Source organism: Anaerosolibacter sp., from assembly GCF_029240175.1.
Classification (GTDB): domain Bacteria; phylum Bacillota; class Clostridia; order Peptostreptococcales; family Thermotaleaceae; genus Anaerosolibacter.
In genome coordinates this window covers 140,339-159,634 of record NZ_JARBTM010000016.1, presented here as the reverse complement: position 1 = coordinate 159,634, position 19,296 = coordinate 140,339, and the positions used below count along the sequence as shown (strand labels likewise).

Below are 19,296 nucleotides of genomic sequence, written 5' to 3'. Positions count from 1 at the left end.
TAAATGACAGAAGCTTGAGCCAGGGAAAATTATCCTTGGCTCATTCTACATAGATAAATCTAGCTTGGGGAGGGATCAATGGGATGGAAGGAACCTTTTTAAATAGTATGGAGAACGACCCTAGTGAACAAATGAGAAAGCTAAAAGAAAGCATAGAGATGATCGAGGAGCTTTTTGATAATGCCTATCATGGAATGGTGTTAGTAAATAAAGAAGGCAGAATTGTAAAATGGAATTATGAAAAACTATTGGGAATTAAAGAAGAGGATGTATTGAATAAGCATGTCCAGGATGTCATTGAAAATACAAGACTCCATATTGTGGCACGGACAGGAGAAAAGGAACTGGGAGAAATACAAAAGATACAGGGCCACGATATGATTACGAGCCGGGTGCCTATTATCAAGGATGGCAAGATCATCGGGGCTGCCGGAACCGTCATGTTTAAAGATGTAAAGGAACTTAAATCCTTGACCCTGAAAATGGAAACATTGATGAGTACGGTTCATAAATACCGGGGAGAAATCAAAAAATTCTATGAAGCCAAGTATTCCTTTGATCATATTATCACAAAGGATAGGCATATGATGTACCTGAAGGAAATTGCCAGAAGGGCAGCGGAGAGTAATTCAACCATACTTATTCAAGGAGAAAGCGGTACTGGAAAGGAACTTTTTGCCCATGCTGTGCACAATGCCAGCTTGAGAAAATACGGGAGCTTTGTGTCTATTAACTGTGCAGCAATTCCAAAGGAGCTCTTGGAGGCAGAGTTATTTGGTTATGAGGGCGGAGCTTTTACAGGAGCAAAAAAAGAAGGGAAGCTGGGGAAATTCGAGCTGGCCAAAGGCGGAACTATATTATTAGATGAGATTGGAGATATGCCGCTAGAGATGCAGGCTAAGCTTCTTCGGGTACTGGAAAGCAGAGAATTCGAAAGGGTAGGGGGTACCCATCCCATTGAACTAGATGTAAGGGTCATAGCGGCTACCCATGAAAAACTAGAAGAAGCAATTTACAAGGGAGCTTTTCGGCAGGATTTATACTACCGTTTGAATGTGGTACGAATTGATATTCCTCCCCTTCGGGAGAGAAAAGAAGATATCCCCTTACAGACAGCCTATATTTTAGAAAGTCTAGCCAATGAGTTAAAGATAGGGCCTAAAAAGATTTCTGATGAAGCTTTAGATATTTTGAGTGTCCATGATTGGCCTGGAAATACAAGGGAACTGAGAAATATCCTAGAGCGTGCTTTAAATATAGTCCAGGGAGAAGTGATCCAATGGGAACACCTGCCCGAGTATTTGAAGAAGTACAAAAAAATGACTGGGGAGGCAGCAGAAGAATCACTGCTGCTAAAGGATATGGTAGCCAAGGCTGAAATAGAAGGAATTCAGAAAGCCCTTCGGGCATGTGGTGGAAACCGAACCCTAGCTGCGAAAAAATTAGGGATCCATAGAACGGCCATCTATAAAAAAATGGAGGCCTATGGAATAGACCTTGCTATATGGGATGATTGTAAAAACAAATAGTGTAGAAAATGAGATACAGACCAAAGATAGTGTAGAATTTTTTCTACACTATCTTTATTTTTGGAAAAAAGGGAATTGTAGTAAAAAACTATCTTTTAACAAAGGAAAAGAACAGCATTTCCCTTGCGAGTGTAGAGTTTTTTCTACACTTGTAAGGGAAATGCTGTTAGGAAAAAAGGGTATTTTATATAAAAGTATATAAGGCCTTGAAAAATAGGGGTTTCTTTCATAGGATAAAAGTTGGTATAAAAATTGCTATATAAATATAGTGTTTCGATAATTTTACTGACAGAAAAAATGATGATGAGAATAAGGAGGCTATTTTATATGAGAGAAGTTGTTATTGTAAGTGCAGTTAGAACACCTATAGGTGCTTTTGGCGGTTGTTTTAAAAATGTGTCTGCGGTAGAGCTTGGCACAGTAGCTGCAAAGGAAGCGATCAAACAGGCAGGAATTAAACCAGAGATGGTCAATGAGGTAATCTTTGGAAATGTACTGCAAGCAGGGCAAGGACAGAATGTGGCAAGACAGGTTTCCATGGGTGCGGGTATCCCAGAAGAAGTTTCATCCTTTACAGTGAACAAGGTATGTGGCTCTGGATTAAAAACAGTTGCTTTAGCCGCCCAATCTATCATGGTGGGAGAAGCTGATGTGGTACTGGCTGGAGGAACGGAAAGCATGAGCTCTGCTCCCTATCTTTTAGAGGGTGCTAGATGGGGCATGAGAATGGGAGATCAAAAGGTGGTTGACTACATCGTACATGATGGTTTATGGGATATATTCCATGACTATCATATGGGTATCACTGCAGAAAACATTGCAGAAAGATGGAACATATCTAGGGAGGAGCAGGACCAATTTGCTCTTCAAAGTCAGAGCAGGGCAGAAGAAGCCATGAAGTCAGGAAGATTCAATGAAGAGATTGTGCCAGTACCTGTACCACAGCGAAAGGGAGAACCCCTTATGGTTGCTGTCGATGAATATCCAAAGTTCGGTACTACCCTTGAGAGTTTATCCAAACTGAAGCCGGCTTTCAAGAAGGATGGAACAGTTACTGCAGGAAATGCTTCCGGTATCAATGATGGTGCTGCTGCACTGGTACTTATGTCCAAGGAAATGGCTGAAAAGCTGGGCCTAAAACCTTTGGCAACCATTGTTTCCTTTGCTTCAGCAGGGCTTGATCCAAAAGTTATGGGATATGGACCTGTACCTGCTTCTAGAAAGGCATTGGAAAAGGCCGGACTTACCTCAAAGGATATCGACCTGGTAGAAGCCAATGAAGCCTTTGCAGCACAGTCTTTATCCGTGGTAAAGGATTTAGGCCTAGACCCTGAAAAGACAAATGTTAACGGTGGGGCCATTGCCTTAGGACATCCGATTGGTGCATCTGGAACACGAATTTTGGTGACATTAATACATGAAATGATCAAGAGAGAGGCACAGACAGGACTGGCGACCCTTTGTATTGGCGGCGGACAGGGAATTGCCATGGTGATTAAGCGATAGATAGAAAGGCAAAGGAGGATAACTTTATGAATAAAATCGTATCTATAGAAGAGGCTGTAACCCATATTCGAGATGGTATGACAGTCATGGTGGGAGGATTTTTAGGCTGTGGAAGTCCCCACAAGTTAATCGATGCGTTGGTTGAAAAAGGTGTAAAGGATCTAACCTTGATCTGCAACGATACGGCTTTTCCTGATGCAGGTGTTGGAAAAATGGTTGTGAATAAGCAGTTTAAAAAGATCATTACCTCCCATATCGGCACCAATCCTGAAACTGGACGACAAATGAACGAAAAAGAAACGGAAGTGAATTTGGTTCCCCAAGGAAGCCTGGCAGAAAAGATACGGGCAGGCGGTGCTGGCTTAGGTGGTATCTTAACACCAACAGGTGTAGGTACAGAGGTAGAAGAAGGTAAGGAAAAGATGGTATTGGACGGGAAAACTTATTTGTTAGAATTACCGTTAAAGGCGGATGTGGCACTAATCTTTGGACACAAGGTGGATACAAAAGGAAACATTCTCTATCAAGGTGCAGAGAGAAATTTCAATCCTTTGATGGCTACAGCAGCTGATATAGTGATTGTTGAAGCAGAGCAGACAGTAGCCGTAGGTGAGTTAGATCCTAATGAGGTAATGACGCCAGGAATCTTTGTAAATTATATTGTGGGCGGTGATAAATAATGGATAAAAATGAAGTGAAGATTGTCATAGCCAAAAGAGTGTCCAAGGAATTTAAAGATGGAGATGTTGTAAACTTAGGGATTGGCTTACCTACTATGGTAGCAAATTATTTATCGCCAGACATAGATGTTATTCTTCAATCTGAAAACGGATTTGTAGGTCTCGGACCAGCAGCAGAAGCAGGACAGGAAAAGAAATATATCGTCAATGCAGGTGGTCAGCCTGTAACCATTAAGAGTGGCGGAGCTTTCTTTGACAGCGCCATGTCTTTCACCATTATAAGGGGAGGACATGTGGATGCTACGGTGCTGGGGGCACTGCAAGTAGACCAAGAAGGAAATCTAGCGAACTGGAAGATCCCAGGAAAAATGGTTCCTGGTATGGGCGGTGCCATGGATTTAGTCGTTGGGGCAAAGAAAGTTATTGTTGCCATGGAGCATACGGCAAAGGGTGCACCAAAAATATTAAAGAAGTGCAGTCTTCCCTTAACGGCAGTACAACAGGTAGACTTGATCATCACGGAGATGGGTGTGATGGAGATTACACCCCAGGGGATCGTGTTGAAAGAGATTCATCCGGAATTTACTGTGGATGATATAAAGGCCGCAACAGAAGCAGATATCATTGTTGCAGAGGATTTGAAACCTATGGAAATATAAAAATTAGCACTCTCATCTCGAGAGTGCTAATTTTTTATTGACTAGAAATTTATAAAGTTGTAATATAAATGTGTAAATGGATTGTGTGCATTCAATCCATAATCTAACATAATTTCAAATGACAAGGAGGGCATTTATGAGTACAGAAAAAGGAAGTTTGTCTATTCATAGTGAGAATATCTTTCCCATCATTAAAAAGTGGCTCTATTCAGACCACGACATTTTTATTCGAGAGCTGATCTCAAATGCTTGTGATGCCATTACCAAGGTAAAGCGGTTGAGCAGCCTAGGAGAGGCTGACCTAGGCGGCAAAACGGATTTTCAGGTAAAGGTGATCCTGGATACAACGGCAAGAACGTTAAAATTCATTGATAATGGTATTGGTATGACCGATGAGGAAGTAAAGAAATATATCAATCAGATTGCTTTCTCAGGTGCCGAGGATTTTATTAAGACCTATAAGGACAAGGGAGATATTGATCAGATCATTGGCCACTTTGGCCTTGGGTTTTATTCAGCTTTCATGGTAGCTGATGTGGTGGAAATTGACACCTTATCCTATCGGCAAGGGGCTGCGGGTGTGAAGTGGCACTGTGACGGCGGCACAGAGTTTGAAATGGGGGAAGGCAGCAGACGTGATAGGGGAACGGAAATTACCCTTCATCTGGGACCAGATGGAGAAACCTTCTTAAGTGAATATACCGTAAGATCCACCATTGAAAAATACTGCTCCTTCATGCCGTATCCTATCTATTTTGAAGTGGCAGATAAGGAACCAGAGAAAGATAAGGATGGAAATATTATCATTTCAGAACCAGAGGCCCTAAATGATGTACTGCCTTTATATCTGAAGCAGCCAAGTGCCTGCACCGATGAGGAGTACAAAGAGTTCTACAGAAAAACCTTCAGGGATTTTCAGGAACCGCTTTTCTGGATTCATCTAAATATGGACTATCCGTTTAACCTAAAGGGGATTTTGTATTTCCCTAAATTAAGCACGGAGTTTGATACCATTGAGGGCCGCATCAAACTGTATAATAGCCAAGTCTTTGTGGCAGACAACATCAAGGAAGTAATTCCAGAGTTCTTATTGCTTTTGAAGGGTGTTATTGACTGTCCTGATTTACCTCTAAATGTATCTAGAAGCTTTCTTCAAAATGATGGTTTTACCAAAAAGATTTCTGATTATATTACCAAGAAGGTGGCTGACAAGCTAAATGGTCTCTTCAAGACAGATCGTGAAGGCTTTGAAAAATTCTGGGATGACATCAGTCCATTTATTAAATACGGATCGATCAAGGATGATAAATTCTATGAGAAGGTAGAATCCATCCTCCTATACAAAACAACGGATGAAAAACATGTGACCATCCAGGAGTACTTAGAGAACCATACTGGAAAACTAGAAAAGCAGGTGTACTACGTTTCAGATCCTGTGCAGCAGGCCCAGTATGTGGGATTATTAAAGGAGCATGGGGTAGAGGCTGTGATTTTAGACCACAGCATTGACTCGGCCTTCATATCCCATATAGAAGCGAAAAAGAATGATATACACTTTAAAAGAGTGGACTCAGATATTTCGGATCTCATGAAAGAACAGGATCAAACCGATGAAGAGACTGGTAAGACAGAAGTGGAAAGCATGATCAAGGTCTTTAAGAGAGCATTGGGCAAAGAGGATTGTAAAGTTCAGCTGGAAAGCTTAAAGTCTGAGGACGTGGCAGGGATGATCATCCTAGGGGAGGATAATCGAAGAATGCAGGAAATGATGAAGCGCTACAGCATGGGCGGCTTCAACCCAGGCATGTTCCCTAGCGAAGAGACCCTTGTGTTAAATAGAAAGCATCCTTTGATTAAATATATTCTAGGCCATGCCAATGAAGAAACAGAGCTGTTGGATTTAATTGCCCAGCAGGTATATGATTTGGCAGTGCTTAGCCATAAGCCCCTTGCACCAGAGGCTATGACAAAGTTCATAAAACGAAGCAATGAGCTTATGAAAAAGATGATTTCCTAGGAAGAGAAAGGGAGCAGCAGGGGCTGCTCCCTTTTTGCAGTGTTTGAGGTGGTATAACCGTAGGGAACGTGCCCCTGTGCCGTTCCGGCAGATATATCATTAACATCTCAAATCCTTGATTGGGCACAATGTTTATCTATTCTACAAACGGAAGGCCACAGGGGGCCTTCCCTACAATGGGTAATACATGGATTGAGGGGTCTTCGGGCGGGGAAACCCGCGCCCCTACTTCCTATACTCAATCTTCTAGCGTATTTTTATACAACAATGGCTTCAGTTTTTTCATTACCTACCTACCCTTGAAGCAAGCGTTTTCCTTGATTTGGGAAAAAATTACTGAAAATTATTTATAGATTTACTATTGCATAAATTTAAACACCCTAGTATAATAAGTCTTAAGTTGATGGACAAAAGCAAAGATTCTAAAAGTTATGACGGACAAAACTAAATATGATAAAAGTTATGACGGAGAGAAAAATACTAGAATTTTGACTACAGAGAGCCGAGATTGCTGAGAATCGGTGTTAATAAGGTATACAATGATCACTCCAGAGCTGCCAAGTTGAAATAGAGGTTAAAGTAAACAAGGCCGGGATTCTACGGAAAGTAGAAGTGCCACCGTTATATGGCTAGGGTTCAAAAGCATTCTTTTCGACCTAAAGAGATAATTCACGGGAGTTTTTTATCTAATAGGAAAGTTCTACTTTCCTATTAGATAAAAAAATCAGGGGTGCAGGGGAAGTATTCCCCGCCGTATTCAGAGGGGTGCTCAGGCTGCCTTGCAGCCGTCGAAGGGGAACTAGGTTCCCCTAGCGAAAGCGTCGGAGACGCTCTTTTTATTCTCCTGAAAAACATTTATCCATTTGGAATAAGTCTGGCCAGACCTTGTCCCAAGATCAAAGAAACAAAAAATATGAAGTATACACATTGAAAAAATCAAAACGTACATTGTAGAAGGAGTTGTGACGAGATGGAGCAAAAAAGAGATCAATGGGGATCAAAACTAGGATTTATTCTTGCAGCAGTTGGATCAGCTGTAGGGTTAGGAAATATTTGGAGATATCCGTATCTGCTGTACTCTAATGGCGGAGGTGCTTTCTTAATTCCTTACTTTTTCGCACTATTTACTGCGGGTATACCGCTGATGATTTTAGAATATGGATTAGGACATAAATACAAGGGATCTACCCCCTTGGCAATGGCAAGAGCGAATAAGAAATGGGAATGGCTGGGCTGGTGGCCTAGTATCAACTCATTTATCATATTGACCTATTATTCAATGATATTAAGCTGGGCAGTAAATTACTTGTATTTTAGTCTAACCCAAGCATGGGGAACAGACACCAACGCCTTTTTCTTTAATGATTTCTTAAAATTATCTAGTGCACCCTTTGACTTAGGGGGAATGGTATGGCCAATCTTCTTTGGCATTACAGCTCTTTGGGTAATTAATTGGTTCATTTGTTATCGAGGTGTTTCTGGCGGTATTGAAAAGCTTAACAAGATATTACTACCAACCCTTATCGGCATTATGGTTATTATCGTCATCCGAGGAGCAACCCTTCCAGGTGCAAGTCTTGGATTGAACAAATTATTTACACCTGATTGGTCAAAGGTTATGGACCCGAAGGTATGGATCGCTGCCTATGGCCAAGTATTTTTCTCACTAAGCTTAGCCATGGGGGTTATGATGACCTACTCCAGTTACCTACCGGAGAAAACAGATATTAATAATACAGCGTTTATGACGGCCTTTGCCAACAGTGGCTTTGAGTTTTTATCAGCCATAGGGGTCTTCGGAATCCTAGGATTCATGGCATCGAGTCAAGGGGTAGGTATTGATGAAGTTGCTTCACAAAGTATTGGACTTGCTTTTGTTGTTTTCCCTAAGGTGTTTACCATGATGGGAGCCTTCGGAAAAATATTTGGGGTACTTTTCTTTGCTTGTCTTGTATTTGCAGGATTGACATCCTCCGTATCCTTGGTAGAGGCATTTTCATCAGCCATCATAGACAAGACAGGAATGGACAGAAAAAAGGTTGTCACATTGGCTGCTGTTGGGGGCTATTTGGTAAGTATTTTCTATGCCACAGGGGCAGGACTATATTTCCTAGATATCATCGATGCATTTATCAACTCTTATGGTATTGTAGTCGTTGGTTTGGCAGAAGCTGTTGTTATCGGATGGTTATTAGGACCTGGACAAATCAGAGAGCATACCAATGCCATCTCCTACTATTCCATTGGTAAGTGGTGGGATGTGATGATCAAGTTTGTAACGCCCACAGTGTTGACATTTATGTTGGTGCAAAATATTGTGAACGAAATTAAGTCGCCTTATGGTGGATATCCTTCCCTGGCCCTTGCCATACTGGGATGGGGCGTAATCGGTTTAGGCATTTTATTATCTGTTGTGTTGAGTAAAAAAGCTTGGAAGAATAACAGCTTGGAAAATTATAAATAAGAAGTCAAAGGAGGCAGGGAAGATGACAGGAACATCACTCATATTCTTTCTCTTTGGCGCTACGGTACTATGGGGTGGATTGGCAGTGACCTTGGCCATAGCAATAAAGAAAGGGAAGACAAATTAAGGATTTTTATTGAACATATTGTTGAAATGAGAACGGGCAGCAAGAAGATTTTATTCTTGCTGCCCTACTTACTATTCGCAGGCCTTTTCTAATATCTTTCGCACAATTTCCTTGGTGGCGGCTCCTTCATGAACCTTTTCGCCATCTACATAGTATGTGGGTACGTAATAATAGTCATATTTATTGGCGATATCAGGCTGACGCCGCTCATCAATCTTTTTAATGTCGATGTTAAAATACTTCACATTTTCTTCTTTGAGCTCCTCCATCCATGTACTGGCTTCCTTGCAGAATGGACATGCCTCCATGGTAAACATCAATACAGATTTCATTTGGATACCCTCCTTTTTTAAATGTTAATTATGTTGAGATAATTGTTTTCTTAGATGGGCAACTTATGAGAGAATACAAGTAGAGCCTGCATCAATAAGATACAAATATTATACCCAAATTTGAGTATCAAAACAAAGGGTGAGTACATAAAATAACACTTTATATTGATCTGGAGGATAAGCATGATAAGGGAAATTCTCGAGGAAGAATACGGAGAAGTGCTTCAGTTTATAGAGCAAGACATTGGAAGGAATTATTTCATTCGCCTAGGACTTGAGAATACCAAGAGGGTATACGAAAGGATCATAGGAGAATGGGATCATGAAGGGAAATTAAAGGCAGTGCTCTTTAGACGTAAATTAGGGAATTTGCAGTTCTATGCCTGGGAGGATTTTGATGTGGAAGGATTTGCGGAATCCATGGGAAAGATGGAATTTAAGGCTTTGATTGGGCCTGCTTCCTATTGCGATTCGTTCCTAGGTAAAAATCTATTTTCCGCTGTCCATGGCGGTGCCATTATTGCCAAGTTAGCCGTGGAAAATCATAGATTAAGGACCACTGTTTTTGATGAAATAGATGTGCTTAGGGTTCAAGATCTAGATGAGGTGGTGGCCATATACGAGAAAGTATTTACTGGATTTAGTGGAAAGCCTGTGATGGAGGAAAGACTCAACAGCGGTAGGGGGAGAGGACTCTGCATTCGCAGAAATGGGAAAATCGCAGCTGTGGCTCAAAGTGAATTTGAAATGGATCATGCTGCTCTGATTGTTGGTGTTGCCACAGACCCGGAATTTCAGAGAAAAGGATTGGGAACTAAATGTGTAGAAGCATTATGCGGACAGCTGCTTAGGGAAGGTAAAGACCTATATTTGCAGTATGATAATATAGATGCGGGGCGTATTTATGAAAGCTTGGGCTTTATGCCCTTTGATCAAGTGATGCATTATGAAAAATAAATGATATTTGATATCAATAAATAGTTATTTGATATTTGATATAATATATGATATAATTCCAATTATAGAGGTGATGTACATGGACTTTCTAACAAAGAATGACATTATATATCAAAAGTTGAAGGATAAGATCATAGATGGCATGCTAAAGCCTGGAGAGAGGATTATTATTTCAGATTTGGCCGCAGAGTTTAATGTAAGCCCTATGCCAGTAAGGGAAGCCATCAAAAGACTACAGCAGGATGAGTTTGTGGAGGTAATACCCCATATAGGAGCAAGGGTTGCTTCTTTCGAGGTGGATAAACTGAAGGAAATCCTTCTTATCTTAACAGAGCTAGAAGTTTTGGCGGCAAAATTAGCTACTCCCTATATACATGACAACCAGATTAAGGAACTAGAAGAACTGATTCAAGAAATGGAGACGGCTTTAGAAGATCGAGACTATAGGATATATGCAGAGCTTAATAAGGAATTTCATGGGTGTATTTATAAGGCCAGCCCTTATCACTATCTCCACGAAATGATTATGGGTCTTTGGGAGAAATCTGCATTCTATAGAACACTTTTTACGAAATCAGATACGCGGCCAAAAGAATCCTTAGAGGAACATAAAGAATGGCTGGATGCAATAAAGGAAAAAAATGTTGAAAGGTCCCAGGAAATTCTTAGAAAGCACAAGGAAAAAGCTTTTGAAGTTTTCTTTCAGTCCTATAAATCAGAAAAGAAGTAGATAGAACCTCCTTAAAACAAGAGTTCGGTTAAATCTAGAATAGAATTCCCTTAGTTAGTATTTTTTTAGGGGATATGAATAATATATTAAAGAGTTTTTTATATAAAGCGTCAACAATACTGAAAAAGAAAAGGAGAGAAGCTTATGAAACAGGCATTAGAGGGTATTAAGGTATTAGACTTAACAAGGGTATTAGCAGGTCCATATGCGACTATGGTAATGGCAGATATGGGTGCCGATGTAATCAAGATTGAAGCGCCTGAGGTAGGAGATGATTCAAGACAATTTGGGCCCTATATCAAGGATGAAAGTGCATATTTTATGAGCTTAAACCGAAACAAAAGAAGTATAACACTAAACTTAAAAGCACCGAAGGCAAAAGAACTATTTATAGAAATGGTGAAGAAGGCAGATGTGGTGGTAGAAAACTACAGACCTGGCACCATGGAGAAGCTAGGCTTAGGCTATGAAGATCTAAAGAAAATTAATCCTAAAATTATCTATGCAGCAGCTTCAGGATTTGGTCACTCTGGCCCTTATAGCAAAAGGGCAGCCTACGATGCCGTTGTACAGGCCATGGGCGGAATTATGAGTATTACAGGACCAGTGGGAGGCAAACCAACCAGAGTTGGTCCATCCATCGGAGATGTTACCGCTGGATTATTTACAACCATCGGGATATTGTCAGCATTAAACTATCGTAACAATACTGGCGTAGGTCAAAAAGTGGATGTAGCCATGTTAGATTGCCAGGTAGCGATCTTAGAAAATGCCATCGCCAGATATGTAGTGACAGGAACGCCACCAAAACCAGCAGGCAATCGACACAGCTCCATTACACCATTTGAGCCATTTGAAACCAGTGATGGTGAAATCATGATCGCAGCGGGTAACGATGCACTATTCGTGAAGATGTGTGAATTGTTCGGAACTGAAGAATGGGTCCAAGATGAAAGATTTAAGACCAATCCACAAAGAACGAAGCATGTTGAGGAGTTAGTGCCATTAATTACTGCAGTTACAAAAACAAAGACAACGAAAGAATGGCAAGATCTATTGGACAAAGCAGGGGTTCCAAATGGACCAATCAATACCATCGATAAGGTGATGGAAGATCCACAGGTATTGGCAAGAGATATGATCGTAGAAGTAGACCATCCTGTAGCTGGGCACTTAAAAATGGCAGGGGTACCAATCAAAATGAGCGAGACTCAAGGCACTGTACGTACCCATGCACCATTGTTAGGACAACATACAGAAGAGATTTTAAAGGAATTGTTGGGTATGAGTACAGAGGAAATAGATGCTTTAAAGAACGAAAATATCTTCTAATAACTGAAAAAAATTATATCAATATGGGATGCTTTAAAGCATCCCATATTTTTCTAGAATTATCTGGATGGGGAATACTCTTTAGAAATACATTGTATTCCAGTGGATTGAATGGATGAAATTTACATTGACAGGGATACAGCATATCTACTAATGTAGTAATGGTATAGAAAACACACTTGGAGGAAAACATGTTTGACGATAATTATAAAACCATAGAAGCATCAGCCTGGCAGGGAAGGATTGATAGTGAAAGTAATTACGATACCTTCCGATGGCACCAATGGATACAACCCATAGATTTAAGGGAAAAAGACTTGGCTCCATTTACAGGGAAGTTAGGTTTTGCCTTTATCGGATTTTGCTGTGATGAAGGTGTAAAACGTAATAAAGGAAGGGCAGGCGCTGCCAATGGGCCCCAAAACATTCGGAGGGAGCTGTCCAATCTACCCTGCCGATTTACCCAAGAAGTGAAGCTTTTCGATGCAGGCAATATATACTGTGAAAACAGTACCCTAGAAGAAAGTCAAGAATTGCTTGCAAAAGCCGTTGAAAAGGTTCTGGAATTAAATCTTTTTCCTATTGTACTGGGAGGAGGACATGAAGTAGCTTTTGGTCATTATCAGGGGATACTTAATCATACAAAGAAAAACAATGCAAAACCCAATATCGGTATTATTAATTTCGATGCTCATTTTGATCTGAGGCCTTATCCCAATGGAGGAAGTTCAGGAACCATGTTCCGGCAAATAGCCGACCAGTGTCAGGAGCAAGCGTTGAATTATTCCTATTTCTGTGTAGGGGTACAGAAGCACAGCAACACCATCGATTTGTTCAAAACTGCAGATCGATTGGAGGCAGAATATGTCCTTGCAAAAGATATTATTGATGGGGACAGCTGGAGTCTATTAGAAAGATTTGATCAATTTATAAAAGGGAATGACCATATTTATATGACCATCTGCGCCGATGTATTTTCATCAGCCTTTGCGCCGGGGGTCAGCGCCACCCAGCCCTTAGGGCTAGAACCTGAAAAGGTGATAAAATTTATAAAATATATATTGAAGTCCAATAAAGTAGTGAGTTTTGATATTGCCGAGGTATCCCCGCGATTCGATCAAGACAACACAACTGCAAACCTGGCAAAGGTATTGATTTTTTCTGTCATAGATACCCTATGCCAAGGTCACGATCTGGCCCTTTAGGTAGGGCAGGGTGTAGGAAAATGCGTACTAAGGTGCCCAGGTTAAGGTTAAGGCTAAGGGTAAGTAAAAGACCCCCAGCGTCGGACAGAAGCAAATTCTCAACCTTAACCTCAGCCTCAACCTTGCGTAGCTTTGCTACGCATACTTTTAAGATTTTTTAAAAGAAATGGTATGTTTTTACAATGGTGTGGTATAATTTTACTCGTGGGGAAAATATAGAAACAAAGGATCTATACGACGAGTGAAAGGGGTTTTATCATGGATCATGCTTTGCTGGAAAAATATGCTCAGTTGATTGTAAAAACAGGGGTAAACATTCAAAAAGATCAGATTTTAGTGATTACCACACCCATAGAATGTGCTTCCTTTGCAAGATTGATTGCCAAAATTGCCTATGAAGAAGGGGCGAAGGATGTGGTAATGAATTGGAGAGACGAGTTGTTCTCAAAAATTAGATTTATCCATGGGCCAGAGGAAATTTTTGAAGAATTTCCATCCTGGCAGAAGGAGTTATACATATCCTATGCAAATCAAGGGGCAGCATTCTTAAGCATTTCTGCTTCTGATCCAGAATTGATGAAGGATGTTAATCCCGAAAGAATGGCGAAGGCAGAAAAGGTTCGGAGCACTGCTTTAAAAGAATATTATGAAAGACTAATGGCCAACAAAAACGTATGGTGCGTGGCATCGGTTCCAACGCCAGCTTGGGCAGCGAAGGTCTTTCCAGGACTTTCGGAGGATGATGCAGTGGAAAAGCTATGGGAAACCATATGTAAGACTGTAAGGGCAGACCAAGAAGACCCTGTGGCAGCCTGGGAAGCACATAAAAACAATTTGAAGGAAAAAATGGCATTCCTCAATGAAAATCAATTTAAGATGCTACATTATAAAAATTCTTTGGGTACAGATTTAAGGATCGAACTCCCAGAAGGACATCTGTGGCTTGGCGGATCGGACTATACCCCTAGAGGTGTAGAGTTTATCGCCAATATGCCTACAGAGGAAATCTTCACTTTACCAAAGAAGACAGGAGTCAATGGGACAGTAGTCAGCTCCATGCCTTTGAACCACAATGGAAATTTGATTGATGAGTTCTCCTTTACATTTAAGGATGGAAAAGTCGTAGATTTCAGTGCAAAAAAAGGGTATGATGTCCTGAAAAAGCTCTTAGAAACAGATGAAGGGGCCTTATACCTTGGAGAGGTTGCATTGGTTCAATACGACTCACCGATTTCAAATTTAAATATATTGTTCTACAATACTCTTTTTGATGAAAACGCTTCCTGTCATTTGGCCATAGGAAAAGCATATCCCGTGTGTATAAAGGGCGGCGAAGATATGTCAGAGGCAGAATTAGAAAAGGCAGGGGTAAATGATTCACTTACCCATGAGGACTTTATGCTCGGAACAGCAGATTTAGAGATCATGGGTACGACGATAGATGGACGAGAAATACCAATATTTAAGAATGGAAATTTCGCATTTTAATAAAGGGGACGAATTCATCTGAATTCGTCCCCTTTATTAAAATGCTGCCGAGCACCTATTATGGTGTAATGAGAAAAGTAAAAAGCACAAGGAGTTGACATCATAATAAAATAGTTTTATAATAAAACAGTTCGTATATAAAACGAAAGAAAGGTGCGTAATTATGGAAGAGTTAAAGCATAGCACACCAGAACAAATTCAAGATTTGTTAAAAAAAATTCATATGAACATCAGTCACGTAATGATGAAAGAACTAGAGAGTAAACACCTAACCATGCATCAGGTATTTATCATGAAGATGATTAAAAAGCATCCCAAAGCCAATTTAACTACTTTATGCAATCATTTAAACCTGGCGAAAAGCTCTTTGAGTTTGACTGTGAATAAGTTGGTAGATGAGGGTTATGTGAAACGGATTGAGAATCAGGAAGATAGAAGGAATATATACTTTGACATTTCAGATGAGGGGAAAAAAATGTTTAATGAGATGCGAGAAAAAAGCAGAAAGCATTTTGGTGGACTGATAGATGGGTTAGAATCTGATGAATTAATGGAAATCGAGGTGCAGCTGTTGAAGTTACACAATACGATAGAAAAGAATATTAGAAATCGAGGGTAATTTTGGATGAATAGTATCTTGGAATGGAGCTGATAAAGGATGATACAACTACTGAAATTTTTAAGACCCTATACAAATACGGTTGTCGCGGTTTTGGCTCTTCTGTTCTTCCAATCTTTAGGAGAGCTGTACTTGCCTACCTTGATGGCAGATATCGTAGACAAAGGGATTGTCAATGGAGATACCCGTTATATTATCAGCATCGGGGGATTGATGCTCCTAGTAGCGGCACTTGGAACCAGTTGTTCTATTGGGGCTGCATTTTTATCATCTAAAACGGCAACGGCTTTTAGCAGGGATCTTCGTGGCAAAGTTTTTTCAAGGGTAGAGAGCTATTCTCTTCATGAATTTGACAAGATTGGTACAGCTTCACTGATCACTAGAACGACCAATGATATCAATCAGGTTCAGCAAGTGATGATTATGGGATTACGTATGATGGTCAGTGCACCCATGATGTGCATTGGGGGAATTATTATGGCAGTGTCTAAGGATGCAAAGCTATCACTAATCTTCGTCGTTGTCATCCCAGTACTAGCAGTCTTAATATTCTCTGTGGCGCGCAAGGGACTGCCTCTTTTTAAAGTGATGCAGGGAAAGCTGGATAAGCTAAACCTTGTACTTCGGGAAAATTTAATAGGGATTCGAGTAGTTCGTGCTTTTAATCGTATCGATCATGAAAAGAAACGTTTTAACGATGCAAACCGAGATTTAACGGATAATGCCATTCGCGTCAACAAGATTATGGCTGCGATCATGCCGATGATGATGCTTGTAATGAACTTTACGACCATTGCTATTATCTGGTTTGGGAGCATTCGTATCGACAATGGGAACATGCAGGTTGGAGATATGATGGCATTTATCCAATATGCCATGCAGATCATGTTCTCCCTGATCATGGTTTCTATGATGTTCGTTATGATCCCGAGGGCTTCCGCATCGGCCATAAGGATCAATGAAGTGTTAGATATGGTTCCAGAGATTGAAGATGCAGATGAGATAAAGGAAGGAAATGATAAAAAAGGTTATGTGGCCTTTGAGCATGTAACCTTCTATTACCCAGGAGCCGAACAGCCAGCCCTCCAAGATATTACATTCCAGGCAGGGCCAGGGGAGGTAACAGCGATCATTGGTGGAACAGGTTCGGGCAAATCGACCTTGATCAATTTGATCACCAGATTCTATGATGTGAACGACGGAAGTATACGAGTGGATGATGTGGATGTCCGTGAAATCTCTCAGGAGAGCCTTCGGGCTAAAATTGGATTGATACCTCAAAAGGCTGTGCTTTTTACAGGTACCATTGCAGAAAACATTCGATATGGGAAAGAAAATGCATCGGATGAGGAAATCAGACATGCAGCAGAAACGGCTCAGGCTATGGATTTTATAGCAACGATGAAGGATGGCTTTGAATCGGTTCTTGCCCAAGGGGGGAAAAATGTATCTGGGGGACAGAAGCAGCGGCTGGCCATTGCCCGAGCATTGATTAGAAAACCAGAGATATATATTTTTGATGACAGCTTTTCTGCCTTAGACTTCAAAACTGACGCAAAGCTCCGAGCTGCCCTTAAGAGAGAGACAAAGGATGCTACGGTGTTAATTGTAGCCCAACGGGTAAGCACGGTGATGGATGCAGATCGGATCATTGTCTTGGACGAAGGGGAAATTGTAGGAATGGGAAAACATAGAGAGCTTTTAAACACTTGTAAAGTTTACCGTGAGATTGTAACGTCGCAGCTTTCAGAGGAGGAAATCGCATGAGTGAACAACGTGGAGGTCATGTAGGCGGTAGAAGATTTGGCGGAGGGCCCATGGGCCATGGCATGGGAATGCCTGGGGAAAAGCCAAAGGATTTTAAAGGTACAATGAAACGGCTGCTTGTCTATTTAAAACCCCGGAGCTTTCAATTTGTTATCGTATTTTTTATGGCAGTTTTAAGCACTGCTTTCAGCATTTTCAGTCCAAAGGTTATGGGGAAAGCCACAACCAAGCTGTTCGAGGGAATCATGATGAAAATCCAGGGTGTTCCAGGAGCCGGGATTGACTTCGATTATATCTTTCAGATACTTCTGATTCTAGGAGGACTATATCTGATCAGTACCTTTTTTAGTTATATTCAGCAGTTCATTATGGCCGGTGTTGCCCAAAAAACCGTTTATGATATCCGAGAAGCTGTGAATGATAAGCTTGCACGGCTGCCCCTAAAATTCTTTGATTCTCGTACCCATGGGGAAATATTGAGTCGTGTTACCAACGATATTGATAATATTGGTAGTACACTGCAGCAAAGCATGACCCAACTCATCACATCGGTCATCACCTTGGTAGGCATTGTAATCATGATGTTATCCATCAGTCCGCTGATGACGTTGATCTGTGTAGTAACCCTGCCATTGTATGTGATGGTAACGAAGGCCGTAACTTCTCGTTCTCAGAAATTTTTTGCAGGGCAGCAGAAGGCATTGGGAGAACTGAATGGCCATGTGGAGGAGATGTATACAGGCCACACCATTGTAAAAGCCTTTGGTCATGAAAAGAAATCTGTTGAACAGTTTAATCAGATCAATGAAAGGCTCTATCATGAGGGATGGAAGGCTCAGTTTATTTCAGGTATTATCATGCCGTTCATGAGCTTTATCAACAACATCGGGTATGTATTTGTCTGCGTGGTCGGCGGTATTCTTGTGACGAGACAGACAATCCAGATCGGGGATGTTCAGGCATTTATTCAGTACTCCAGACAGTTTACACAGCCCATCGTACAGACAGCCAATATTGCCAATATCCTTCAATCTACCGTGGCTTCGGCAGAGCGGGTTTTTGAACTGCTGGATGAGGCGGAGGAGATACCGGATGCCATGGATGTAAATGAAATTACTTCTCCTAGAGGAGAGGTACGGTTTGAACATGTGAGGTTTGGTTATCAGGAGGATTCTATACTGATGGAAGACCTAAACATTGATGTAAAGCAAGGTCAAACCGTGGCTATTGTAGGACCGACGGGGGCGGGAAAAACGACCCTTGTTAATCTATTGATGCGTTTTTACGAAATCAAAGAGGGCAGAATTACCATTGATGGAAGAGATATTCGAAATATAAAACGAGGAAACCTGCGAAGTATTTTTGGTATGGTGCTGCAAGATACCTGGCTCTTCCATGGTACCATCCGAGAGAATATTGGTTATGGCCGTCAGGGTGCCAGTGAAGAAGAAATTATTGAAGCAGCCAAGGCTGCCCGGGCCCATCACTTTATCAAAACCCTTCCAGATGGATATGATACTTTGCTCAATGAGGAAGCTTCGAATATTTCCCAAGGACAAAAACAGCTGTTGACCATTGCTCGGGCTATTCTGGCGGATCCAGCAATCTTGATACTGGACGAGGCCACCAGCAGTGTAGATACAAGGACCGAGCTGAATATACAGAAAGCCATGGGGGAGCTGATGAATGGAAGAACCAGTTTTGTCATCGCCCATCGACTATCAACCATTCGTAATGCAGATTTGATTTTGGTCATGAATAACGGCAGTGTCATTGAGAAGGGGAAGCATCAAGGGCTCTTAGACAAAGGCGGTTTTTATGCAGACCTGTATAACAGTCAGTTTGCAGGTAGCCAAGTGAGCTGATATAAGGATTTCAATATAA

Annotated in this window: 17 protein-coding genes; 16 read left to right on the top strand and 1 reads right to left on the bottom strand. The window is 41.1% G+C overall.

Annotated elements, in window-relative coordinates:
• Window positions 1–83 precede the first annotated feature (83 nt).
• The 8 genes from K0R93_RS12585 (at window position 84) to K0R93_RS12550 (ending at window position 8,982) form a co-directional block, all read left to right on the top strand.
• Window positions 84–1,529 (top strand): sigma-54 interaction domain-containing protein, encoded by a 1,446-nt coding sequence (locus K0R93_RS12585; RefSeq protein ID WP_300301834.1) that lies wholly within the window; start codon window positions 84–86, stop codon window positions 1,527–1,529.
• 327 nt (window positions 1,530–1,856) lie between these two features.
• Complete coding sequence (locus K0R93_RS12580) at window positions 1,857–3,035, top strand: acetyl-CoA C-acetyltransferase (RefSeq protein ID WP_300301832.1); 1,179 nt, start codon at window positions 1,857–1,859, stop codon at window positions 3,033–3,035.
• A gap of 26 nt (window positions 3,036–3,061) precedes the next feature.
• Complete coding sequence (atoD, locus tag K0R93_RS12575; RefSeq protein ID WP_300301830.1) at window positions 3,062–3,715, top strand: acetate CoA-transferase subunit alpha; 654 nt, start codon at window positions 3,062–3,064, stop codon at window positions 3,713–3,715.
• A complete protein-coding gene (locus tag K0R93_RS12570) occupies window positions 3,715–4,374 on the top strand; it encodes a 3-oxoacid CoA-transferase subunit B (RefSeq protein ID WP_300301827.1) in 660 nt (219 codons plus the stop codon). The genes atoD and K0R93_RS12570 overlap by 1 nt, the downstream gene beginning before the upstream one ends.
• Before the next feature lie 136 nt (window positions 4,375–4,510).
• On the top strand, window positions 4,511–6,391 hold the full coding sequence (gene htpG / locus K0R93_RS12565; protein ID WP_300301824.1) for a molecular chaperone HtpG: 1,881 nt from the start codon (window positions 4,511–4,513) through the stop codon (window positions 6,389–6,391).
• Window positions 6,392–6,567: 176 nt separating this feature from the next.
• Complete coding sequence (locus tag K0R93_RS12560) at window positions 6,568–6,744, top strand: hypothetical protein (protein ID WP_300301821.1); 177 nt, start codon at window positions 6,568–6,570, stop codon at window positions 6,742–6,744.
• A gap of 617 nt (window positions 6,745–7,361) precedes the next feature.
• Window positions 7,362–8,855, top strand: coding sequence for a sodium-dependent transporter (locus K0R93_RS12555; protein WP_300301818.1), 1,494 nt, complete (start codon window positions 7,362–7,364; stop codon window positions 8,853–8,855).
• A 22-nt stretch (window positions 8,856–8,877) separates the two neighbouring features.
• Window positions 8,878–8,982, top strand: coding sequence for a MetS family NSS transporter small subunit (locus K0R93_RS12550; protein ID WP_300301815.1), 105 nt, complete (start codon window positions 8,878–8,880; stop codon window positions 8,980–8,982).
• 71 nt (window positions 8,983–9,053) lie between these two features.
• Here K0R93_RS12550 and K0R93_RS12545 read toward each other — a convergent pair whose 3' ends face one another.
• Window positions 9,054–9,314 carry a glutaredoxin domain-containing protein gene (locus K0R93_RS12545; protein WP_300301812.1) on the bottom strand — a complete coding sequence of 87 codons (261 nt, stop codon included), beginning with the start codon at window positions 9,312–9,314 and terminating at the stop codon, window positions 9,054–9,056.
• 183 nt (window positions 9,315–9,497) lie between these two features.
• Here K0R93_RS12545 and K0R93_RS12540 point away from each other — a divergent pair, with 183 nt between their 5' ends.
• The 8 genes from K0R93_RS12540 (at window position 9,498) to K0R93_RS12505 (ending at window position 19,277) form a co-directional block, all read left to right on the top strand.
• Window positions 9,498–10,271 carry a GNAT family N-acetyltransferase gene (locus K0R93_RS12540; RefSeq protein ID WP_300301809.1) on the top strand — a complete coding sequence of 258 codons (774 nt, stop codon included), beginning with the start codon at window positions 9,498–9,500 and terminating at the stop codon, window positions 10,269–10,271.
• A 79-nt stretch (window positions 10,272–10,350) separates the two neighbouring features.
• Complete coding sequence (locus K0R93_RS12535; protein WP_300301806.1) at window positions 10,351–11,001, top strand: GntR family transcriptional regulator; 651 nt, start codon at window positions 10,351–10,353, stop codon at window positions 10,999–11,001.
• 144 nt (window positions 11,002–11,145) lie between these two features.
• Entirely contained in the window at window positions 11,146–12,333 is a 1,188-nt protein-coding gene (locus K0R93_RS12530; RefSeq protein ID WP_300301803.1) for a CaiB/BaiF CoA transferase family protein, read from the top strand.
• 191 nt (window positions 12,334–12,524) lie between these two features.
• A complete protein-coding gene (gene hutG, locus K0R93_RS12525; protein WP_300301800.1) occupies window positions 12,525–13,538 on the top strand; it encodes a formimidoylglutamase in 1,014 nt (337 codons plus the stop codon).
• Between the two features lie 258 nt (window positions 13,539–13,796).
• Entirely contained in the window at window positions 13,797–15,026 is a 1,230-nt protein-coding gene (locus K0R93_RS12520; RefSeq protein WP_300301799.1) for an aminopeptidase, read from the top strand.
• Between the two features lie 163 nt (window positions 15,027–15,189).
• Window positions 15,190–15,645 carry a MarR family winged helix-turn-helix transcriptional regulator gene (locus K0R93_RS12515; protein ID WP_300301796.1) on the top strand — a complete coding sequence of 152 codons (456 nt, stop codon included), beginning with the start codon at window positions 15,190–15,192 and terminating at the stop codon, window positions 15,643–15,645.
• A gap of 39 nt (window positions 15,646–15,684) precedes the next feature.
• Entirely contained in the window at window positions 15,685–17,412 is a 1,728-nt protein-coding gene (locus tag K0R93_RS12510; protein WP_300301793.1) for an ABC transporter ATP-binding protein, read from the top strand.
• Window positions 17,409–19,277, top strand: coding sequence for an ABC transporter ATP-binding protein (locus K0R93_RS12505; protein WP_300301790.1), 1,869 nt, complete (start codon window positions 17,409–17,411; stop codon window positions 19,275–19,277). Before K0R93_RS12510 ends, K0R93_RS12505 begins: the two co-directional genes overlap by 4 nt.
• The last annotated feature ends 19 nt before the right edge of the window (window positions 19,278–19,296 follow it).